This is a genomic window from Kitasatospora sp. GAS204B (assembly GCF_029892155.1).
In the GTDB taxonomy this organism is placed as follows: Bacteria; Actinomycetota; Actinomycetes; order Streptomycetales; family Streptomycetaceae; genus Kitasatospora.
In genome coordinates this window covers 265,255-286,062 of record NZ_JARZAG010000008.1, presented here as the reverse complement: position 1 = coordinate 286,062, position 20,808 = coordinate 265,255, and the positions used below count along the sequence as shown (strand labels likewise).

The 20,808-nt window shown below is 72.6% G+C and carries 18 protein-coding genes and 1 tRNA gene; 8 read left to right on the top strand and 11 right to left on the bottom strand.

Going from position 1 to position 20,808, the window contains the following annotated elements; translation table 11 throughout:
• Positions 1-127: 127 nt before the first annotated feature.
• The 6 genes from P3T41_RS14220 to P3T41_RS14195 all read right to left on the bottom strand — a co-directional run bounded on the left by P3T41_RS14220 (position 128) and on the right by P3T41_RS14195 (position 5,885).
• Positions 128-1,813, bottom strand: coding sequence for an FAD-binding protein (locus P3T41_RS14220; protein ID WP_280690172.1), 1,686 nt, complete (start codon positions 1,811-1,813; stop codon positions 128-130).
• 141 nt (positions 1,814-1,954) lie between these two features.
• A tRNA-Met gene (locus tag P3T41_RS14215) sits at positions 1,955-2,028 on the bottom strand.
• A gap of 118 nt (positions 2,029-2,146) precedes the next feature.
• The gene (locus tag P3T41_RS14210) at positions 2,147-2,896 is read right to left on the bottom strand and encodes a methyltransferase domain-containing protein (RefSeq protein ID WP_348533653.1); all 750 of its coding nucleotides are present in this window, start codon (positions 2,894-2,896) and stop codon (positions 2,147-2,149) included.
• Between the two features lie 111 nt (positions 2,897-3,007).
• The gene (locus tag P3T41_RS14205) at positions 3,008-3,724 is read right to left on the bottom strand and encodes a response regulator transcription factor (protein WP_280690171.1); all 717 of its coding nucleotides are present in this window, start codon (positions 3,722-3,724) and stop codon (positions 3,008-3,010) included.
• Positions 3,721-5,019 carry a histidine kinase gene (locus P3T41_RS14200; RefSeq protein ID WP_280690170.1) on the bottom strand — a complete coding sequence of 433 codons (1,299 nt, stop codon included), beginning with the start codon at positions 5,017-5,019 and terminating at the stop codon, positions 3,721-3,723. Before P3T41_RS14200 ends, P3T41_RS14205 begins: the two co-directional genes overlap by 4 nt.
• Positions 5,020-5,555: 536 nt before the next feature.
• Positions 5,556-5,885 (bottom strand): hypothetical protein, encoded by a 330-nt coding sequence (locus P3T41_RS14195; RefSeq protein WP_280690169.1) that lies wholly within the window; start codon positions 5,883-5,885, stop codon positions 5,556-5,558.
• 202 nt (positions 5,886-6,087) lie between these two features.
• On the opposite strand from P3T41_RS14195, the gene P3T41_RS14190 reads away from it, so the two are divergent.
• The 5 genes from P3T41_RS14190 to P3T41_RS14170 all read left to right on the top strand — a co-directional run bounded on the left by P3T41_RS14190 (position 6,088) and on the right by P3T41_RS14170 (position 8,624).
• Positions 6,088-6,516, top strand: a complete 429-nt coding sequence (locus P3T41_RS14190) for a hypothetical protein (protein ID WP_280690168.1) — start codon at positions 6,088-6,090, stop codon at positions 6,514-6,516.
• A gap of 87 nt (positions 6,517-6,603) precedes the next feature.
• A complete protein-coding gene (locus tag P3T41_RS14185; protein WP_280690167.1) occupies positions 6,604-7,038 on the top strand; it encodes a helix-turn-helix domain-containing protein in 435 nt (144 codons plus the stop codon).
• A 45-nt stretch (positions 7,039-7,083) separates the two neighbouring features.
• Positions 7,084-7,452, top strand: a complete 369-nt coding sequence (locus P3T41_RS14180; RefSeq protein ID WP_280690166.1) for a DUF4180 domain-containing protein — start codon at positions 7,084-7,086, stop codon at positions 7,450-7,452.
• A 243-nt stretch (positions 7,453-7,695) separates the two neighbouring features.
• Positions 7,696-8,064 carry a DUF4267 domain-containing protein gene (locus tag P3T41_RS14175; protein ID WP_280690165.1) on the top strand — a complete coding sequence of 123 codons (369 nt, stop codon included), beginning with the start codon at positions 7,696-7,698 and terminating at the stop codon, positions 8,062-8,064.
• 41 nt (positions 8,065-8,105) lie between these two features.
• Positions 8,106-8,624, top strand: a complete 519-nt coding sequence (locus tag P3T41_RS14170) for a cupin domain-containing protein (protein ID WP_280690164.1) — start codon at positions 8,106-8,108, stop codon at positions 8,622-8,624.
• 78 nt (positions 8,625-8,702) lie between these two features.
• Here the strand turns inward: P3T41_RS14170 and P3T41_RS14165 are convergent, their stop codons facing one another.
• Together P3T41_RS14165 and P3T41_RS14160 are read right to left on the bottom strand one after the other, a co-directional pair.
• Positions 8,703-11,489 (bottom strand): FtsX-like permease family protein, encoded by a 2,787-nt coding sequence (locus tag P3T41_RS14165; protein WP_280690163.1) that lies wholly within the window; start codon positions 11,487-11,489, stop codon positions 8,703-8,705.
• Positions 11,486-12,223: an ABC transporter ATP-binding protein gene (locus tag P3T41_RS14160; protein ID WP_280690202.1), complete on the bottom strand. Its 738-nt coding sequence runs from the start codon at positions 12,221-12,223 to the stop codon at positions 11,486-11,488. Before P3T41_RS14160 ends, P3T41_RS14165 begins: the two co-directional genes overlap by 4 nt.
• A gap of 320 nt (positions 12,224-12,543) precedes the next feature.
• On the opposite strand from P3T41_RS14160, the gene P3T41_RS14155 reads away from it, so the two are divergent.
• On the top strand, positions 12,544-12,954 hold the full coding sequence (locus P3T41_RS14155; protein ID WP_280690162.1) for a hypothetical protein: 411 nt from the start codon (positions 12,544-12,546) through the stop codon (positions 12,952-12,954).
• Between the two features lie 142 nt (positions 12,955-13,096).
• A complete protein-coding gene (locus tag P3T41_RS14150) occupies positions 13,097-13,375 on the top strand; it encodes a hypothetical protein (RefSeq protein ID WP_280690161.1) in 279 nt (92 codons plus the stop codon).
• On the opposite strand, the gene P3T41_RS14145 is transcribed toward P3T41_RS14150, so the two are convergent.
• On the bottom strand, positions 13,312-16,530 hold the full coding sequence (locus P3T41_RS14145; RefSeq protein ID WP_280690160.1) for an AfsR/SARP family transcriptional regulator: 3,219 nt from the start codon (positions 16,528-16,530) through the stop codon (positions 13,312-13,314). The genes P3T41_RS14150 and P3T41_RS14145 overlap by 64 nt on opposite strands.
• 169 nt (positions 16,531-16,699) lie before the next feature.
• A complete protein-coding gene (locus tag P3T41_RS14140) occupies positions 16,700-18,238 on the bottom strand; it encodes a hypothetical protein (RefSeq protein ID WP_280690159.1) in 1,539 nt (512 codons plus the stop codon).
• A 158-nt stretch (positions 18,239-18,396) separates the two neighbouring features.
• Here P3T41_RS14140 and P3T41_RS14135 point away from each other — a divergent pair, with 158 nt between their 5' ends.
• Positions 18,397-19,674 (top strand): hypothetical protein, encoded by a 1,278-nt coding sequence (locus P3T41_RS14135; RefSeq protein WP_280690158.1) that lies wholly within the window; start codon positions 18,397-18,399, stop codon positions 19,672-19,674.
• A gap of 87 nt (positions 19,675-19,761) precedes the next feature.
• On the opposite strand, the gene P3T41_RS14130 is transcribed toward P3T41_RS14135, so the two are convergent.
• Positions 19,762-20,781 carry an LD-carboxypeptidase gene (locus tag P3T41_RS14130; protein WP_280690157.1) on the bottom strand — a complete coding sequence of 340 codons (1,020 nt, stop codon included), beginning with the start codon at positions 20,779-20,781 and terminating at the stop codon, positions 19,762-19,764.
• Between the last annotated feature and the right edge of the window lie 27 nt (positions 20,782-20,808).

Genomic DNA, 20,808 nt, shown 5'->3' with positions numbered 1-20,808 from the left:
GAAGGGAAGCCCGGCGGGCCGCGCTGATGACGGTACGAACCATACCGTCAGGGCAGGTGAGCCGGTGCTCGATTGCTGCCGAGACGTTGATCAAGCTGTCGGCCCCCGTCCGTGCTCTGCCCGTGCGTCAGCTCGCGGCGGGTTCGATCGCCAGTGCGTGGTGGAACACGTTGCGCGGGTCCCAGCGGGCCTTCACCCGCTGCAGGCGTGGGTAGTTGGCTTTGTAGTAGAGGGTGGACCACGGTACGCCGGAGGTGTTCCAGGTCGGGTCAGCCAGGTCGACGTCCGGGTAGTTGATGTACGCGCCGTCGCTGACCTCGCCGGGGAGCGGGACGCCGCCGGTGTCGCGGTAGACGTCGCGGTAGAAGGCGCGGATCCAGGCGAGGTTGGCGGCGTCGTCGGACTCGTCGGCCCAGAAGGTGTGGTAGACCGCCTTCATCACCGAGTCGCGCTGGGCGACGGCGGTCGCGTCGGGCGCCACGGTGTCGACCTGGCCGCCGTAGCCGACGAGCAGCATGCCGCTGGTCGGGCCGCCGGTGGAGTTCGTCAAGTGATGGTAGATCGTGGCTAGTTGGCGGTCGCTGAAGGAGCGGCGCAGATAGCCGGCCTTCTCCTTGTAGCGGCGGGTGACCACGTCGCCGGGTTCTCCGCTGCCCGGCCAGGTGGTCAGGTGCAGCCATGGGAAGGCCCGCCGTGCGTTGAGGGTCGGGGTGAGGCCGGTGTCGGCGGTCACGGCGGCGACGAAGTCGGTCACCAACTGGTCCGCGCCGGGCAGGTCGGCGTCGATCTGGACGGTCATCTGGAAGCCGCCGGCGCTGCGGTGGGCCGGGATGAGGATGGCGTACAGGTTGGCGGACGGTGAGTCGGGGGCGCTGTTGCGCTCGTGCCAGCGGCCGAAGTTGCGCAGCAGCGTGGTGAAGGCCCGCTCGGTCATCTGCTCGTCCCACGCCCAGCCGACCAGGCACTTCAGCAACTCCCTGGGCGCGGTGGGCAGCAGCCGGGCAGGGTCGTCGCCGGTGGCGCCGGGGGAGCGCAGCCAGTAGCGGGTGACCACCCCGAAGTTCCCGCCGCCACCGCCGGTGTGCGCCCACCAGAGGTCGCGGTTCGGGTCGTCGGGTTCGCGGGTGGCCGTCACGGCGCGGGCGGTGCCGTCCCGGTCGACCACCACCACCTCCACGCCGTACAGGTGGTCCACCAGCGAGCCGTACCGCCGCGACAGCGGCCCGTACCCGCCGCCTGCGAAGTGCCCGCCGGCGCCGACCTCCGGGCAGCCGCCCGCCGGGATCGTCACACCCCATCCCTTGAACAGCGTCCGGTACACCTGTCCGAGCGTGGCCCCCGGCTGCACCGCGAACGCGCGCCGCGTGGCGTCGTAGCCGACCGCGTCCAGCGGTGACAGGTCGAGCAGCAGGCGGACCGCCGGGTCGGCGGTGAAGTTCTCGAAGCAGTGCCCGCCGCTGCGCACCGCGATCCGCCGCCCGGAGCGCACCGCCTCCGCGACCGCCTGCACCACCTGCTCGGTCGACCCGACCACCCGGATCTCGTCCGGCCGGCCGACGAAGCGGAAGTTGTTGCCGCGCAGCAGGCTCTCGTAGCGGGAGTCGCCCGGCCGGACCGTCACCGGTCCGAACGCCGTGGGCTCGGGCGCAGTCGGGCGGGCGGCGGCGGTAGCGGTAGCGGTTGCAGCGGCGGCGGATCCGGCCGCCAGCAGGCCGGTCAGCGCTGCGGTCGCACCGCCGGTGGCCACCGCACCGGCGGCGGCGAGCAGTCCGCGTCGGTCCACCGAGGTCGAGGCTTGGGAGTCGGTCGTCATGGCAGCAGCATGCGGCCGCAGACAAGTGATGGTCCGTCAGGCAGGCCGCCGGTGCAGCCGATTCGCCCGTTCGGGAGGGGAACAGAACGAGGGCCGGGTTTCGGTGCACACTGTGCACCGAAACCCGGCCCTCGTCTCTCGTAGCGGGGACAGGATTTGAACCTGCGACCTCTGGGTTATGAGCCCAGCGAGCTACCGAGCTGCTCCACCCCGCGTCGGTGAACATGACTGTACGGCATCGGGGGCGGATCACCGAATCGTTGATCGGGGGCGGGCGAGATCGAGGCCGGTCGACGCCTGGCCGTCAGCTCCGCTCCGACCCGCCGCGCGGCTTCACGCGGTGGCCGCCGGCTCGGCGCACGGGTGGAGGCGGGCGTAGTAGGCGAAGGGCGGCCCGATCAGCTTGCCCACTCGCAGCCCGGACTCGCTCGCGTGTCCGATCAGCCGGGCCGGCCGGATCTGGTGGCGGTCGAAGAACTCGCCGACGATCAGCCGCCCGCCGGGCTTCAGCACCCGGCGCAGCTCGCGCAGCGTGCTGGTCGGGTCCGGGATCTCGCCGAGCGCGGTGACCAGGTAGGCGGCGTCGAAGGAGGCATCCTCGAAGGGCAGTTGGTGGGCGTCGGCCAGGGTCGGCCGGATGGTGGCGATGCCCTGCCGCTCGGCCCGGCGCATCACGTGGTCGAGCATCGGCTGCTGGATGTCGACGATGTCCAGCCGGCCGTCCGTGCCCAACTGGGGTGCGACGTGCAGGGACTGGAGCCCTGTGCCGGGGCCGATCTCCAGGATCCGCTCACCAGGGCGGGCGGCCAGCATGCCGTCCAGCCGGCGCAGCGAGAGGAACGGCAGCGGTAGGTCCAGCAGCCAGTGCTGGGCGTACGGGTAGGGCGCGGTGTCGAACGCCCACCAGGCGGTGACGGCCGCCGCTGCCGCCGTGCCGGCCGCGACCCGTCGGACGGTCTTGCGGTGCTGGGGCGAGGTGGCGGGCGAGAGTGCGGACATGGTGTCGGTGCTCCGATGTGTGACGAGGAAGGCGGCGGGACCGGTGCGACCGGCGGACCGGTTGACCGCTTGGTGTGTGCTCAACGATCCCGGGTCGGCCGGTGGGAATCCTCAGTGCCAGTGCCCCTCTTGATGGTGGTGCTGGCTACACCTCGGCCCTGCGGCTCGGTACCCGAGCGTCGCGGACCCGCCGCGTCAGCCGGCGAACCCCGGCACCACCAGGCCGGACTCGTACGCGATCACCACCGCGTGGGTCCGGTTCTGCGCGCCGAGCTTGGTCAGCACGTTCCCGACGTGCGTCTTCACCGTCTCCAGGCTCACCGTGAGCGACTCCGCGATCTCCGGGTTGGACAGGCCGGTGGCCATCAACCGCAGCACCTCCTCCTCCCGCCCCGTCAGCGCCGCCCTCGGCAACGCCTCGGCGGAGCCCAGCGGGCGGGCGGCGACCATCCGGCGCAGTGCCGCCGGGAAGAGGATCGCCTCGCCCGCCGCCACCACCCGCACCGCCTCGGCGATCTGCCGGACCGGCAGCCGCTTGAGGACGAACCCGCTGGCCCCCGCGCTGAGCGCGGCGGTGACGTAGCCGTCGTTCTCGAAGGTGGTGATCACCACGACCTTCGGCGGTGTGGCCGACGCGGCGGGTGAGGCCAGCAGTTGCCGGGTGGCCTCGATCCCGTTGCGACGTGGCATCCGCACATCCATCAGGACCACGTCAGGCCGCAGTAGCCGTGCCTGCTCGACCGCCTCGACGCCGTCGGCGGCCTCCCCGACCACCGCGATCCCGGGCTGCACCGCGAGCAACGTGCGCAGGCCGCTGCGGGTCACCGCGTCGTCGTCCGCGATCAGGAGCGTGACGGCTGCGCTCGCGTCAGCGCTGCCGGCGACACTTGCGCTCGCGTCAGCGCCGATCACGCCGGCAACCGTACCGGCAGTCGGACCGCCAACCGCCATTGCTGCGAGCCGTGTTGACCGGCCTCGAACTCACCGTGCAGCAGCCGTACACGCTCGGCCAGCCCGGGCAGGCCGTGCCCGGACGTCGGGAAGACGCCCGGGCCAGTGCCAGTGCCCGTACTCGGCCCCGTCCCGGTCCGGTTGACCACGCTGAGCTCCAGCCCGTCCGACGCGGCCGCCACCCGGACCTCGATCGGACCGCCCGCCCCGTGGCGCAACGCGTTCGTCAGGCCCTCCTGGAGGATCCGGTACGCGGCCCGGGAGAGCGTCCCCTGCACCTGCGCCAACTCGCCCGACAGCTGCGGCTCCACCACCGCCCCCGCGTGCCGCAGCCGGTCCAGCAGCTCGGGCAGGTCGGCCAGGGTCCGGGTCGGCGCCGTCCCCGCCTCCTCCTCGCGCAGCACGCCCAGCACGTAGTCCAGGTCCTCCAGCGCGGCCCGGGTCGACTCCTCGATGCTGCGCAGGGCGGCCCGCGCCGCCACCGGGTCGGCGGAGAGCACCTCGCCCGCCACCGCCGCCTGGATCGTGGCCGCCGTCAGCGTGTGTCCGATCGAGTCGTGCAACTCGTGGGCCAGCCGGTTGCGTTCGGCCAGCAGCAGCTCCCGCTCGGCGGCCAGCGCGAGCCGTTCGGCCGACGACGGCCCCAACAGCCTTGGCGCCAGCCACCGCAGAGCGTTCGTCACCCCCACGCAGACAGCCGGCACCAGCAGCAGGCAGCCGAGCGCCACCGCCCAGCTCCAGGCACCCGTCACCCGCTCGTACCCGCCGGACCAGCTCAGCCCTGCCTCGGCGCCGGTCCAACCCCCGGGCAGGACCAGGCCCGCGACGAGCAGCATCACGCTCGCCAGTCCTCCCGTCCACCCCAGTGCCACGTGCAGCAGCAGCCAGAGCGGAGTCCGCCAGCGGTCGACACCGGACGGCACGGCAACGAACGGCACGGCAGGGGCCGGCCCGGTGCCGGGGGAGCGGGCCGGCCGGCGACGGGCCACCGGATCCGGCAGCGCCACGTTCAGCAGTCGACGGGCGCAGGCGATCAGCGCCCGCCGTGTGGTGCGGGCCAGCCCGACCACGGCGATCAGTGCCGCCCAGATCAGCAGGGTCAGCACGGCCCGCACGCCATAGGGAGCGGATCGCCAGGCCAGCGCCGGCAGCATGGCGAAAGGCAGCAGTGGCATGCTCGCCAGCGCTCCGCAGTAGGCGAACAGCGCACCCGAATACGTGGAGCCGCGCAGCAGCGGCCGGATTCCCCTGATCATGATCGTCAGTATGACCGGGCAGCTCAGCGGCGGCCTCCCCCGATCGGGGGAGCGATTTCTCCCGCCTTCCCGCGATGCGCACACCACTGTCCGGAAACCAGGGTCGTGTCCTGCCAGTTGACGAGAGGTCGGCCCGGTGCCACTGAACGGCGCCGCCTGGAACCGTACTTCGCGAGTTCGGCGATTGCTACTGGCGCGGGCGCATGCACCGGACTGCGGGCCGCCGCCTCGCCCCGTCGAATCAAGCTCTTCAGCAACAACCCGTCAGCCGACCGGATCGCTGAACTCGCCCAGGCTCACCGACGGCTGGAAGCAGGCGGCGTTCGCGGGAAGTACGTCATCGACATGCAGCGCTGATGGCGGCCCACCAGGAGATCATGAAGTTGCGCACGGCGAGCGGGCGGTCGACCACCTGCCTGGTCATCGCTTCGTGAACGCTTTCGCGGAACGTCGGAACGGCCGAACGTCAGGAGGACGGGCCGTCAGGGGAGTTGGCCACTGGCGCAGTCGGATTCGGCGGCGCCCCGGTCCGATGGTCAGTCGGTGACCAGCACGCGGTCGCCGAGGTGGTCGCTCTGGTAACCGGCGGCCGCCAGGGTGGCCGCGAGGTGCAGGGCGGACTGGAAGTCCCACGAGCGGACCGCCGAGCCGCCGCTCATCCGATGGCCGACCCCGCCCCGCCGGCCATGCTTGTGCGCCGGGAGCCGGCGACTGCCCGAACCGCACTGCCAGGCGACCGACACCCCGTGGCGCTCGGCGCGCACGACCGCCCCCGCGCGTCCGTCACCGTCGGCTGCGAGCGGCAGGTTTTCGGCCGCGAGCGTCGCGATGACGGAGTCGAACAGGTCCTGGCGTTGGGAAGGCATCATCGCATCGTACAGGTGAACGACAGTTGAACGCCAATCGGCCGGCCGGCTACGTCACCTTTCGCACCGTCATGCCGCCCGCGATCGCGGGGGTGTAGCTGGCACCACCATCGATTGGGATGGCCGGACTACTGCCCCCGGGGCGGCGCTGCGACAGGCTGGTGGTGCGCCCGAGGGGCGGGCGCGGGGGGAGGAAACCGCCATGGCGCAGGTTGCGCTGATCGAACGTCAGGCCAGGTCCGGACCGTTGTCCGGCCGGGCGGCGACCATGCTCACCGTCCTCGGGCTGGCCATGGTGCCCTGGCTCTTCTTCCTGCACGCCGGCCTGCCCGCCACCGCAGGGGCCGCGCACTGGGCCTGGACCTGGACCGGCCTGGATGCCCTGGAGGCGGTCGGCCTGCTCTCGACCGGCCTGCTGCTGCGCCGGGGCGACCGGCGCGCCGGCCTGACGTCCGCCGCCACCGCGACCCTGCTGCTGGTGGACGCCTGGTTCGACACCATGACGGCGGCGCCCGGCGGCGAGCTGACCGCATCGGTGCTGATGGCGATGGGCGCGGAGCTGCCGCTGGCGGTGCTCTGCGCGAGGTTGGCGGTGCGCGCGATTCACGGAGAACTCCCTAATCATCCCTGAACGGCCATGAATGATGTACGTTTAGGGAGTGAAGGGGAAGGTCATGGGCACTTCGGGCCGGACCTGGACGGAGCGCGAGGGGACGGCGTGGCGCAACAGCTCTACTACTCGGTGGACCAGGTGGCAGACCTGCTGGGCCTGCACGTCAGGACGGTGCGCAGCTATGTCCGCGACGGACGGCTGAAGGCGACCAGGGTCGGCAAGCAGTACCGGATCACCCGTGAGGACCTGGCGGTGTTCACCGGCGCGCCCGCCCCGGCGTCCGTTGGTCGGGTGCGGCACGCCGAGGTGTCCGCCGTCGTGCAGATCGATGCGATCAGCGCCGAGGAGGCCACCCGCCTGGTCAACACGGTGGTGGCCACCGTCCAGGGCCCTCGCAGCGGGGGAGCCGCTGACCACCTGCGGGTGGAGCACGTCTATGACGAGGAGCGGGCCACCCTCAAAGTCATCGTCCTGGGCGGCCTGGAGGCCACGGCGGAGCTGTTGAAGGTCATCGACGCGCTCAGCGAGCAGCCCGCGTGAAGCCCTTTCCGGACTTCTTATCGACCACTGAAGGAGCGCAGTCCCATGCCTGACACGATCCAGCGCATCGCCGACACCGACGTCCTGGTCTGCGCACCGGACGGCCCTTCGCTGCGCGAGGAGCGCGACGCGATCGACCTGATCGGTGAGGCGCACTACCACGGCGCCCACTGGGTCGCGCTCCCGGCCGCCCGGCTCACCGACGACTTCTTCCGGCTGCGGACCCGGCTCGCGGGGGACATCGTCCAGAAGTTCGCCAACTACCGCCTGGGGCTGGCCGTCATCGGCGACATCTCCCGGCACGTCGACGCCGGCACCGCGCTGCGCGACTTCGTCCGGGAGAGCAACCGGGGGACTCAGCTCTGGTTCCTGCCGGACTCCGACGCGCTGCGGACCCGGCTGGCGAACCGCTGACGGTCGGCGGGCGGCTTCAGCTGGTCGCCGCCGGTGCGAAGCAGCCGACCAGCAGGGTCAGGCGGTGGTCGTGGGCGTCCGCGGCCAGGGCCTCGCGCGCGTCGGTTGCCGTTCGCGCTCCGCTCGTTCGCGCTCTCGGCGCGCCTGGTTCGCCATGACCAGAATTCTAGCACCGCTAGAATCCCTTCCGCTGCTCTGCTAACGTTGCTCCTGTCCCTAGCGCTGCTAGCAAGGAGAAGTGACGTGACCGTCACCGCGTACACCTTGGCCGCCGTCCTCGATCTCTTCGTGCTCTTCATCGGGGCTCGTTTCCTGTTCCAGCCCCGCGCCGCCGCCGCCGGATACGGCGTGCCCGCCAAGCCGGACGGCGACCCGGCCTACCTCACGATCAAGGGGGTGCGGGACGGCACCTTCGGCCTCGTCGGCCTGGCTCTGCTGGCCTTCGCGGGCGCCCGTGCCGAGGCCTGGTTCATGCTTGTCGTGGCGCTGGTGCCGCTCGGTGACATGGTGATCGTGCTGCGGCACGGCGGCGCGAAAGCCGTCGCGTTCGGGATCCACTTCGCCACCGCGATCGTCGTTCTGATCAGTGCCGGCCTGCTCTTCGCACTCTGAACCCGCTCGACCCACCCGATCCGTTCTGCAGGGAGCCCGAAATGTCGCTGATCGTGCCCGACTTCACCTCTTCCGTGCTCGTCCGCTCCGCCGACGCCGAAGTGGTCGGCCGCGTCCCCACCACCATCCGGCTGCTGGCCGACAGCAGCATGACCGGCGGGGCGCTGTCCACCCAACGTGTCACGCTGGCTGACGGCGCCGACGGCGCCCGGCCGCACCGCCACGACAAATCCGCCGAGATGTTCTACCTGCTCGACGGCGCCGCCCGATTCCTCTCCGGCGACCAGGTCGTCCACGCCGAGCGCGGCGACCTGGTCATCGTCCCGCCCGGCCTCCCGCACGCCTTCGCCGCGGCGCCCGGATCCGACGCCGACATCCTGATCGTCATCACTCCCGGCGTCGAACGCTTCGAGTACTTCCGCCACTTGCAGCGCATCGCGCTCGGCGAGGTCACGCCCGAGAGCCTGCTGGAAGTGCAGGAGCGGTACGACACCTACTTCCTGCAGAGCGCCGCCTGGCACGACGAACGCCGCTCGGCTTCAGCGGATGGGCGCGGGTGAGCGGCTGATCCCGCCAACCCGCGTGCCCCGACCCGCGAGTGCGGATCGGGGCACGGTGTAACGCGATCTGACGTACCGTCAGTCGATGCGCCGGGCGAGCGGCATCCGGGACCGGGTGGTGGCCGAGGCCACCAGCGCGGCCAGCAGGGGAAGCGCCACCAGGATCAGCAACAGTTGTGACCACGGGGTGATGATCGGCTCGTGCGGGATGTGCAGTGCCATCTCGTGCGCCTTGCGCAGCGCGACGGCAGGGACGTAGCCGCACAGCGTGCCGAGGGCGGCGCCGAGCAGGGCGATGGTGCCGCACTGGAGACCGCTGAGCACCCGGCGGGTGCGAGGCGGCGCGCCGACGGCGGTCAGCGTGGCCTGGTCGGGGCGGGAGTCGGCGGCGGCCAGGCCGGTGGCGATGCCGGCCGCGCCGAGGACCACCAGGGCCGCGAAGCCGCTCAGGGCGAGGGTGGTCAGGTCGCTCTTGGACTGGTAGCCGCGTTCGACGGCGAGTTCGGCGAAGGAGTCCAGGTGGTTGACGGCGGCCGTGGCCTGCTGCTGGAGCCGGGAGGACGGCGGGGCGGCGGGCAGCCAGACCGAGGCGGTGAGCTGGGTGGCCAGGCCCAGGCGCTGGGCCGTGCCGGGGCTGACCAGGCCAATGCCGTAGTGGGCGGCCACCGGGTTGTCGATCAGTACGGCGGGCACGCTGACGTCCTTGTCACCGGGCTGGGACGCCTGACCCGGCTGGGCGGGGCCGCCGCCGCTCTCCCCCTGCGCATGGAAGGTGGCCTTGCCGTCCTTGACGTAGCGCGAGTCGAAGACCACCGCCTGGCCGGCCGCCAGCGCCGCCTCGGCGGCCGGGTCGTGCAGGCCGAACATGTTGTGCAGCACGGTCGGGTCGCCCGCCAGCACCGGGGCGGACCATTGATAGCCGCCGGTGGCGACGGAGTCGACGAAGTTGACGGTGCTGGCGCAGTTGGGGCAGAAGTGGTACTCGAGCTGGTAGACGTCGGCCCGCGCGCCCAGTCCGGGCAGGTCCGCGGTGATCGCGGCCTGCAACTGCGGCAGCGGGCTGGTCGGGATGACGGTCAGGGTGACCGCGCCGGTCGGTGCGGTGGCGCGGTACTCGCTCCTTGACTCGGCGTCACTGCTGGCGGTGTAGACGGTGATCGCGACGGCGCCGGCCACGGCCGCCAGCACGGCGGCGATCGCGGGAGCGGTGCGGCCGCGCTGGCGGGCGGCGTCGCGCAGGGTGAGCCTGGGGGCGAGCGGCAGGTGGCGGGCGAGCCGGCCGAGCAGGCCGACCAGCAGCGGGGTGCAGGCGAGCATGCCGAGTTCGGCGGTGGCCGAGCCGCCGAGGATGGCCAGGGTCTGCGCGTCGTAGCCGCCGGCCACCGGCATCCCGGGCCGGCCGCTGCCGCCCGCGCCGAGCAGTGCCAGCGTGGTGCCGGTCGCCACCAGCACCGCGCCGAACGCCGCCAGCCGCTTGCTCGGTGCCTTCGCCGTGACCCGGCCGGCGAGCGCGGCGACCACGTCCTGGCGGGCCGCCTGGACGGCGGGGAGCACGGCGGCGACCAGCGCCGTGCCGACGCCGACGGCGCCCACCGCGAGCAGGTCGAGCGGATGCACGCCGAAGTGTCCGAAGCGGCTGCCGGCCGCGGACTCGAGCCACGGGCGGAGCACCGCGACCAGGCCGGTGCCGACCAGGACGCCACCGAGCGCGCCGGCCAGCCCGAGCACCACGCCGCCGCCCAGCACCACCGCGCGCACCTGCGCCCGGTCGCCGCCGCCGGCCGCGAGCAGCGCGAGTTGGCGGCGCGAGCGGCGGGCGCCGACCGCGAAGGCGGGGCCGGCCAGCAACGCGGTCTCCAGCAGCGCCATCCCCGCGATGGTGGCCGCGACCACTGTGCCGGAGCCGCCGATGCCGGTGGCCAGCACGAACTTCTGGCTGCGGTAGTACGGAACGGCCGAGCGGGCGGGCGGGTCGAGCGCGACGGTGCGGGCGGTGAGGGTGTAGCCGTAGCGGTTGAACTCCTGGACCTCGGCCCAGCCGAGGTGGGCGCCGGCGGGCAGCCGCACCAGCCAGCTCGGCGGGTTGGCGGCGGCAGCGTCGGCGGTGGCGGGGTCGGCGCCCGCAGCGTCGGTGTTGGCGCCGGCCGCCGGCAGTGGCTTGTTCTGCTCTGCGGCGACCAGCGGTGCGATCAGCTCACCGGGCCGCCCGATCAGCGCCACCTTCGACAGGTCACCCGGGTACTCCGCCACCGCGGTCAGCGTGAACGGCTTGCCCCCGACACCCTTGACCGTGGTGGTGTCCCCGAGCGCCAGGCCGGACTGGTCCAGGAACGCCTGGGTCACGGCCGCCTCGTAAGGGGCGTGCGGGGCACGGCCCTTGACCACGTCGACCTTCCCCCGCCAGAGCGGGTCGCCGAGGTCGGCCTCGGCGGTGGAGGTGAGCAGCAGGCCGGACCGGGAACTCGCGCTCGCCTCCGGGCCCGGGCGGGCGGAGGTCAGCGTGCTGCCCGGCGGCAGCAGGCCGGCGACCAGCGCGGTGGGGTCGGTGGCGGCGCCCTTGACCTGCTCGGGGGAGGGCTTTTGGCCCTCGGGGTCGGCCAGCACGGTGGTCCCGTCGTCGGCGTTCGGCGCCTGCGCGACCGTGCGCCCCGGCGACAGGGCGCCGACCAGCGCGTCCGAGGTGCCCAGCGAGCGCTCGATCCGTTCCTGCGGGGTGAGTTGGGCACTGCGGTAGGCCACGTCCGCGCCGGCCACGCCGAGTACCGGCAGCGCGATCATGCCGACGATCAGGGCGCTGCGGCCCTTGGCCCGCAGGGCGTCGCGGCGGGCGATGCGCAGCGCCACCCGCCAGGAGGTGAGCTTCACGGGGAGACCTCCAGCCGGGTGGCGATGCCGGCCGCGATGGCCGTCAGGGCCTCGGCGCTCTGGCGTCCGGTCTCGTCCACCAGGCGGCCGTCGCGCAGGAAGACGACCCGGTCGGCCCAGGCGGCGTGGCGGGCCTCGTGGGTGACCATCATGACGGCCGCCCCGGTGTCGCAGCGGGCGCGCAGGACGGCCAGCACGGCCTCGCCGGTGGTGGAGTCGAGCGCGCCGGTGGGCTCGTCGGCCAGCACCAGGCGGCGATCGCCGATCAGCGCCCGGGCGATCGCCACCCGCTGCTGCTGGCCGCCCGACATGTCGTCGGGGAAGCGGTCGGCCAGTTCCTCGATGCCCATCTCGGTCAGCGCCGCCAGCGCCTCGCGCCGTGCGGTGCGCGTCGCCACCCCGTCCAACTCCCTTGGCAGCATGATGTTCTCGGCCGCGGTCAGGGCCGGGATCAGGTTGTAGTCCTGGAAGACGTAGCCGATCGCGCGCCGGCGCACCGCGGCCAGCCGCTTGCGCGACAGCTCGCCCAGCGAGCGTCCCTCGACCACCACCCGCCCTCCGCTGGGACTGTCCAGGCCGCCCGCCAGGGTCAGCAGGGTCGACTTTCCGGATCCGGACGGCCCCATCACCGCGACGAACTCGCCCGGACGGACCTGCAGATCCACCCCGCGCAACGCGTGCACCTCGGCGGCGCCCCGGCCGTGGACACGACTGGTCCCGTCCAGGTGCAGCACCGCGTCCTGCGGGCCGGCGGCCGTGCCGGCGACTGTTTCGACGTACGACAAAGTTCCCCCTCGCTCAAGGGCATGACGCCCGTTCGGGCATCTGCATACCTGGTATGTATACCCGGTATGCACGACGGGCTCAAGCGTCGCGACTCAGGCGTCGTGGCTCAGGGGTAGCGACTCAGGCGTCGCGGCTCAGGCCTCGTGGCGCGGGCGCAGGTGGCTCGGGCGTCGCCGCTCATCGAGCGTCGAACCGCTGTCGATGCCGCTCGCGGATGGTGATGCCTGTCCGGCCGACCCGGCCGGGAACTCGCAACGATGGGAACGACATGAACACTCGCGGCATCAAGCGGATCACCGCGCTGGCCTTCGCCGGTGCGGCCCTGGCCGGCGGGCTCGGCCTGGCGGCCGCAGGCAGCGCCTCGGCGACCTCCGGCGGCGGTTGCGGCGGCCCGGCCTGGGAGCAGGGCTGCGTCAGCGCGACCGCCAGCGGGGCCGTCAACTCGGACGCCTACACCAACCTGCAGTCCAACGCCTGTTCGGTCGACGTGATCCTCTGGGACTACACGACCAACACCCACTGGGACAACTGGTTCGCCTGCGGCTCCGGCTACACGCACTACCAGGGCACGCTGCTCCCCAACCCGAGCTCGGGCCACGACTACAAGAGCGAGCTGCGGGTGTACTGGAACAACGGCAGTGGCTACGACTACCAGACCAGCCCGGACCTGATCTACTGACGGTCCGCGGTCACTGACCGCCTGCCGGTCGGCGGCCCCGCCGCACCGACCGGTTGATCCGAACGTGCAACTCCCTTCAGCAGCGCCCGGCCGAGTCTCCCTGACCGGCCGGGCGCTTCAGCCATGAAAGGCGCTACCGCCCATGAACGACCACGTCCGCACGCGCCGCCCGGTGGCCGGCCGACTCGCGGCCGGCTCCGCGCCGGCCCTGCTGCTGCTCGTCGCCGTGCTCGGCGGCATCCTCGGTGGCACCGGCGCGCCCGGTGGCGCGGCCGGGCCCGGGGCCGGCGCCGGTGCCGGCGTCGCTCCGGTCGGCACCGGGCGCCTGCTGGCGGATTCCTGCTACACCGCGCCGGGTCAACTGGAGAGCGAGTACAACGGCACCGGAGCCTCGTGCGGGCCGGGCTGGGCCCAGATCTGACCGCGGTCGGCGTCCGGCGTGCCCGCCGGTGCACCGGCGGGCACGCGGTCCAGCCGAGCTCGCACCTGGTCCGCCTCGGGCAGCCCGAGGCGGACCAGGATCGCGTGGGCCTCGGTCAGCCGTGCGCGGGCCTCGGCCGGCCGTCCGGCCCCGGCCAGCGCCCCGCCGAGCGCCGCCAGCGCGTAGCCGAGGTTCCGTTCGGCGCCCTCGCCGCTGATCGACACCGCCCGCTCGGCCTCGCGGACCGCCTCGTCGTGGCGGCCCAGGACGCTCAGGGTGTCCGCGAGCCGGGAACAGGCCAGCGACTCCCGGTCCAGCCGGCCGGTCGCCGCCGCGAGCGCCACGCACTCGCGCAGTCGGGCCGCCGCCTCGGCGTGCCGGCCGAGTTGGTGCAGGGCCAGCCCCAGCACGTAGAGCGTGTAGGCGGTCCCGTTGGCGTCACCCAGCTCGCGGGCGACCGGAAGCACCCGCTCGCAGGTCAGCGCCGCCACCCCCGCCTGGCCGCAACGGACCCGGGAGAGCGCCGCGTTGACCGTCCCGGCCACCGCGCCCGAGCGCTGCCCGAGCCGCTCGGCCAGCGCCACCACCTCGTCGAAGCAGCCGATCGCCTCCTCGTTGCGGCCCAGCGCCTGGGCGATCAACCCCAGGTCGTTCAGCGCCTGACGCAGCACCAGGGTGTCCCCGCACTCCCGGGCGGCCCGGGTGGCCAGGCCCGCCTCGGTCCCGGCCTGGTCGAGCCGGGTCATGCCGAGCAGCAGGGTGCCGCAGAGGAAGCGGGCCCGCCCCTCCGCGTACCGGTCCCCACCGGTCACGGCGGCGGCCGCCAGGGCCCGGGCGGCGGCCAGCGCGCTCGAGCCGCCGACCGCCCGGGTCAGCGGGCCGAGGCCGATCAGCAGGTCGGCGGCGGCGCGCAGCTCGGCAGGTGATGGACCGTCAGATTGCTGTTCTCCGAGGAGCGTTGCAGCGCCTACCGGTTCCTCGGCCGTCTCGGCCAGCCGACGGGCCAGGTCGATCGCGCCGGCGGCCTCCACATCGGCCCAGCGCCGGGCCTCGGCCAGCCCGTGGAAGGCCGGCCCGGCGGGCCCGGCCGTGCCGTCGTCGGCCGTGCCCAGCTCGGCGCCCAGGCTCTCGGAGACCGGGTCCCCGGGTACGGCCAGCCGGAACGCCGCCCGGCAGCCGATCAGCAGGTGGCCCAGCAGCCGGTGCCGGGCGCCGGCCGACTCGGCCGGGTCGGTGGCGAGCGAGACCCGCCGGGCGAAGACCCGCAGCAGGTCGTGGTAGCGGTAGCGGCCGGCCGACGGGGAGTCCAGCATCGCCGCGTCCACCAGTGACTCCAGCAGTTCCTCGGCCACCCGCTCCGGCAGGTCGAGCAGTGCCGTCGCCGCGCCCAGGCCGATATCCGGTCCCTCGGCCCAGGAAGCCAGCCGGAAGGCCCGTGCCTGCTCGGCGGTGAGCTGCCGGTAGCCGAGTTCGAACACCGCCTCGACGGTCAGGTCCGCCACCCGCAACTCGTCGATCCGGCGCCGCTCGTCGGCCAGCCGCCGGCTGAGGCTGCGCAGCGTCCAGTGCGGCCGGGCGGCCAGCCGGGTGGCCACGATCCGTACCGCCAGCGGCAGATGGCCGCAGGCCCGGACCAGGTCGAGCGCCGCCGCGGGCTCGGCGGACCGCCGGTGCGCGCCGATCACCTGGTCGAGCAGCTCGGTCGCCTCGGCGTCGGTGAACACCGCGACGTCCAGCCGCAGCAGGGCCGGCAGCCGGCCCACCGCCAGCGTGCGGCCGGTGACCAGTGCCGCGCAGTCCGGGGCGCCCGGCAGCAGCGGTTGGAGCTGCGCGCTGTCCCGGGCGTTGTCCAGCACGACCAGCAGCCGCCGCCCGTCCACTGCGGAGCGGAAGAGCGCCGAGCGTTCCGCCTCACTCTCGGGCACCGCCTCGGGTGACACCCCGAGCGCGGCCAGGAAGCCGGCCAGCACGTCGGCCGGGTCGGCGGGGCGGGCATCGGCGCCGCGCAGGTCCGCGTAGAGCGCACCGCCGGGGAACGCCGCCCGGGCGCGGTGGGCCGCGTGCACGGCGAGGGTGGTCTTTCCCACCCCGCCCATGCCGGCCAGCACCACGATCGGGGGCATCCGCCGTTCGGGTGCGGTCAGCGCCCGGCCGATCCGTTCGATCTGGTCGGCGCGGCCGATGAAGTCCGGTGAGCTGGGCGGAAGTTGGGCCGGCGTAGGGAGGCTGGCGGGCGCCGCCGGGTCGGGGCGTGCCGAGTCGGGCCGCACGGCGGGTCGCGGGTCGGCGGGTGGGTCGGCCGGTGAGTCGGCCGGCAGGTCGGCCGGGGCGCCCGTTCGCAGCGTGGCCGACGGCGCCGGGAAGCCGAAGAGCCGGGTCGGCGGCTCCTGTGCACCGGTGAGGATGTGCCGGTGCAGCGCGGTCAGCTCCGGGCCCGGTTCCACCCCCAGCTCCGCCACCAGCTGCTCGCGTACGGCGCGGTAGACCGCGAGCGCGTCCGCCTGCCGGCCGCTGCGGCGCAGCGCCCACATCAGCAGGCCGTGCGGCCGCTCGCGCAACGGGTGCTCGGCGGTGAGCGCGGTCAACTCGGGCAGGCAGGCGCCCGGGTGGCCGAAGACGACCTCCAGGGCCAGCCGCTCCTCCAGCAGCGCGAGCCGCAGCTCGACCAGCCTGTGGCGCTGCCGCTGCGCGTACGGGCCCGGCACGCCGGTGAGCGGCTCGCCCTGCCAGCGGGCGAGCGCCTGGTCCAGCAGCCGGCGGGCCTCGTCCGGTCGACCCGCACCCGTCGCCGTCCGCGCGGCGGCGGCCGACTGCTCGACCAGCCGTACGTCCACGGCTGTCGGCGGCAACAGCAGCCGGTACCCGGCGCCGGCGGAGACCAGCACCGAGGGTTCGGCCGGCCGCAGCTCCAGCGCCCGCCGCAGCCGGTAGACGTAGGTGCGGATGGTGGTCACCGCGGCCGGCGGCGGCTCGCCGCCCCAGAGCGCGTCGATCAGGTCCTCGGCCCCCGCCGCGCCGTTCGGCCGCAACAGCAGCACGGCCAGCACCCCTTGTTGCTGCGGGCTGCCCAGCGCCACCGGCGCCGCGCCACGGCAGGCGCGCAGCGGACCCAGCAGCGAGAACCCGAGTGGCTCGGTCGGCCGGTCTTCCTGCACACGCGTCCCCTTGCGGCGAGAGTACTGGTTCGATACCGAACCTCTGTCGGCAGGGGATGCTAGGGCGGCGCGTTACACGATCGATAAACGGCGAACCGTGACGTGGCCGGAGCCGAGGATCGAGATGCTGTGCCCAGCGTTGGGTGGGCACAGCATCCCCGGTTCGTGCTCAGGCCTTGGTGAAGGACCAGTGCTGGTTGTTGTCGGTGCCGTTGCACTTGGCGAAGAGGGTGTAGTTAGCGCCGGAGGTGTTCCGGGTGAGGCACTTGTCGGGCGACTGCTTCGACTGGATGTAGAAGGAGCCCTGGCCCGCGAAGACGACCTTGAACTGCTGGTTGGAGTTGTCGCCGCAGTTGTCCAGCATGCCGCCTTCCCCGTACTGGTGCGTGCCGATGATCATGCACTGGCCGTCCCGGGTGCTGGTGCTGCCGGTCTGCTTGAGTTGCCACAGGCCGCCGTTCTTGCTGAGGAGCTGCCAGTTCCCCGTGTAGCCGTCGACGGCGTAGACGGCGTTGAAGTCCCCGTGCGTTCCGACCAGGGAGTCGTTCGAGGCAGTGGTCGGTCGGATCGTGAAGGTGGTCTGGTTGCCCCACGTGTCCAGCGCCGGCGGCTTGACCTCGAGGTCGTCGACGTCGTTGGTGCTGACCCAGAAGTTCTTGCTGCAGCTGGCCGCGAAGGGGCCGAGGCACTTCTTGCCCTTCTTGGGCCAGGTGGCCAGTTCGACCCAGGCGCTGCGGCCGGTGACCCGGCCGTCCTCGTCGGTCTCGGTGACGATCTTGTCCTGGGCGCCGTCCGAGCGTGTGACGCAGGTGCCTGCGGGGATGGCGTACTTGGGGTCGTTGCTGGCGGTGTCGGGTTCGCCGGCCTTCAGAGCCGGGTGCAGCTGGACGTCGTCACCCTCGATCCGGAAGGGGCAGTTCGGCTCCGTCTGGCTCGCGGGATACTGCTCGACGACGCCGAACCCGACGCTCGCGGGGATCTTCAGGGCGTGGAAGTAACCGGTCTTGTAGCAGCCGGCGTTGGGCACGGTGTAGCGCTCGGCGATGCTGTTCGCGGTGTCGCCGACGTAGATCTTGTCGCCCTTGTTGCGCCAGCCGTACCGCCAGGGCAGCGTCTGCACCGCCCACACGTCGGACATGACGCCCATCGCGACACGCTGGGTCATGTCGGAGGTCGGGTTGGTGGCGGTGTCCGACTGGCCTTCGGAGACGGTCTTGTCCTCGCCGTAGCTCCCCGTGATGCTGACCTTGATGCTGGAGACCCACTTGAGTCCGCTGTCGACCTCCGTGGTGGCACTCACCGACCAGTGAGTGGTCTTGGACTCGTCCGAACTGACGGTCGTCGACGAGTTCGGCTGCAGCGTTTTGGTCTTGCCGGTCGCTGTGAACTCGTCCCGTGCGCGCCGCCACTTCTTGTGGGTCGACTCGTCGAACGGATTGATGTTCGGACCGTCGATGCCCGTGCAGGCGTTCTTCGCCTTGTTGTTGCGGTAGACCACTCCGTAGACGCCGTGGGACGTCAGATCGTCTTCGTTGGAGCCGTCGAACTCCAGCACACCCCCCGTGCGGGCGCCGGGTACGCCGACCTGGGTCACGACCAGGGGGTCCTGCTTGGCGGCCTGCGCCGCCGGTGCGGACACGGCGCCCAGTCCGCCGGCCAGGGCCAGTGCGGTGCCGGCTGTCAGCCAGGAGTGTCGTGTTCTTTTCACATCAGCCTCGTTCGGGGGTACGGGAGCCCGCGATCCGCAGGGCTCGACGCGCAAGATGCTACTGTTCGTGATCAGTTGATTACTCATCAACAAGTGATGGTTCATCAAATAGCGTGAGGAATCGGGCTGCTGCCGGTTCCGGTTGATAAGGAAACGGATTGACCACACCACCCGCCTCGCGCCGCACCGCCACGGCGCTGGCCGCGCTCCCGTTGCTCACCGCGGTCACCGCGTTCACCGCGTTCACCGCCGTCGTGCCGACGGGCCAGGCCTGGGCAACGGCCAACCGTTCTGCCGGAGTTGTCGTCACCACGGTCAAGGGCGGTGTGTCGGTCGCTTCCATCGAGGTCTTCCCTGACGGCTCGGCCGGGGTCGTCGCCACCAGCAACGGCAGGATCATCGTGGCGAAGTACACGCCCGGCGGGAAGCTCAACGACACCTGGGGAGAGCACGGCATCGCCACCGTGCCGCTGCCCAAGAGCGCCGGTGCGGCCGGCGCCGCAGCGATCGGCATCAGCGGCACCAAGGTCGTCGTGGCCGGCACCGTGGGCGGTGACGTCGTCGTCGCGCGGTTGACCGCCAACGGCCGTCCTGACACCACGTTCAACGGCACCGGGTACCGCATCACCGACCTCGGCGGCACCGACGACGCGGCCACCGGGCTCACGCTCGGCTCTGCCGGCGAGCCCTACCTGCTGGCCAGCACCCAGGGCCACATCGCCGTGGTCAAGTACTGCTCCGGCAACGAATCCACCTGCAAGGCCGGGCAGTTGGACCACCGCTACGGCAAGAACGGGATCGCCCGGATCGACTTCGGCGGCGCCGAGAGCGGCGCGGCCCTGGCGGTCCGCAGCCTGGGCCGGGTCGACGTCGTCGGCACCACGCGCAAGTCCGGCGCGACCGAAGACAAGTTCGCCATGGCAGGCCTCACCCCTGCGGGCCGTCTCGACAACGCGTTCGGCACCGGCGGGAAGGTCGTCACCAGCGACCGGCGAGCCATCCACACCGGGCCCGTCATGGCCCTCGACTCCAGCGAACGCATCCTGGTCGCCGGCACCGTCGACGGCCACTTCGCCGTCGCCCGCTACACCTCCGCCGGAGCCATCGACCGGACCTTCGCCACCACGGGCGTCGCCACCGCCACGACCAAGGGCACCGCGACCACCATCAACGTCTGGAAGAGCGACATCACCGTCGCGGGAACCACCCCCGACGGCAAGGCCACCGCCCTGCGCTACACCGCCGGCGGCACACCGGCCACCCAGTACGGCACCAACGGCGTCGCGCAGGCAGCCCTCGGCGGCGGCAGCGCGGACACCATCGCGGGCGTCGTGCTGGACGGCGCGGGTCGTGCCATCCTCGCCGGCACGACCGACAACAGGATCGCTCTCCTGCGGTACACCACCAGCGGGGCCCTGGATCACAACTACGGCTGACCTGCGGCCCGCACCTCGCCGACCCGTCGTCCTCCATGAGTCGGCCCCGGAGGCTGCTGCCGGGGTCGGCTCAGTGAGCCCCGGTGCTCAGCCGACCGGGCCCGTCATCGCGTGCGGCCCTACCGCCGGTTCGAGCAGCGACAACGTCCGCTGGCGCGCATCGAGGCCGACGCGAACGCCGACCGGCATCGGCAGATTCGGGCCGGCATGCCCGAACTCGACGTTGCCCAGGACCGGGATGTCACGGTCGCCGAGGACGTCGAGGACGATCTCGCGCAGGGACGGGGACGCGCCGGGCTCGAGTCCGCTGATCTCGCGCGGCACGCCCACGACCATGCCGGAGATCCGGTCGAGGATGCCGCAGTGTCGCATCACCTGCAGATAGCTCCACACGTACGAGGCCAGGCCGCCCATCTCCTCCCAGAACAGCACGGCACCGTCGAACCGGTCGAGCGGCAGCGCGAAGGGCGTCGCCTGCGCCAGCGCGATGCGGTTGATCACCCCGCCGATCAGCCGCCCTTCGGCGCGACCAGGACGCCAGCACTCCCACGATGGGCTCGCGGGCAACGCACCGATCGCCTCGGTACCGGTCAGCAACCTGCAGTAGAGCTTCTCGAGCTCCGCCTGGCGCGCCACGGGCGCAGCCTGCCAAGAGCCGCCGAAGCCGGGGACGGCCATGTCGGCTTGGAACCCGACCAGGCCCGTGCGCGCATGGAGCACCAGATGCAGTAGCGAGATGTCGCTGTAACCGAGGATCGGCTTGGGGTCGGCCCTGATCGCGTCGACGTCGATCAGGTCGAGGTAGCCGAGCGCCGTCTGGCCGCCGTCACTCGCGACGATCGCGCGCACCTCGGGATCACGCAGAAGACCGTTGAGCTCCGCAGCGATCTCGACCGGCGTGGCCGCGCTCCACCAACGGCGCCGTCCTGCTTCGAGCAGCGGAGCCCGCCGCACGCGGAACCCCATCCGCTCGAACAGCTCCACCGTCCGCTGGACGTTGGGCTCGTAGGCGGCTGGCAGCGGGCCGGACAGCGCGGCGATGACCACGAGGTCTCCGGGCCGCAGGGCACGCGGTCGAAGCAGTTGAGGTGGTGCCGAACCGGTCATGGCGTCAGTGTCGCGGGTGCCATTGGT

Excerpts from the sequence above, each read along its gene's own strand:
- P3T41_RS14170 (WP_280690164.1), top strand. The coding sequence starts at position 8,106 with ATGTCGCTGATCGTGCCCGACTTCACCTCTTCCGTGCTCGTCCGCTCC.
- P3T41_RS14190 (WP_280690168.1), top strand. The coding sequence starts at position 6,088 with ATGGCGCAGGTTGCGCTGATCGAACGTCAGGCCAGGTCCGGACCGTTG.
- P3T41_RS14195 (WP_280690169.1), bottom strand. The coding sequence starts at position 5,885 with ATGCCTTCCCAACGCCAGGACCTGTTCGACTCCGTCATCGCGACGCTC.
- P3T41_RS14220 (WP_280690172.1), bottom strand. The coding sequence starts at position 1,813 with ATGACGACCGACTCCCAAGCCTCGACCTCGGTGGACCGACGCGGACTG.
- P3T41_RS14130 (WP_280690157.1), bottom strand. The coding sequence starts at position 20,781 with ATGACCGGTTCGGCACCACCTCAACTGCTTCGACCGCGTGCCCTGCGG.
- P3T41_RS14150 (WP_280690161.1), top strand. The coding sequence starts at position 13,097 with ATGAACGACCACGTCCGCACGCGCCGCCCGGTGGCCGGCCGACTCGCG.
- P3T41_RS14200 (WP_280690170.1), bottom strand. The coding sequence starts at position 5,019 with ATGATCAGGGGAATCCGGCCGCTGCTGCGCGGCTCCACGTATTCGGGT.
- P3T41_RS14180 (WP_280690166.1), top strand. The coding sequence starts at position 7,084 with ATGCCTGACACGATCCAGCGCATCGCCGACACCGACGTCCTGGTCTGC.
- P3T41_RS14155 (WP_280690162.1), top strand. The coding sequence starts at position 12,544 with ATGAACACTCGCGGCATCAAGCGGATCACCGCGCTGGCCTTCGCCGGT.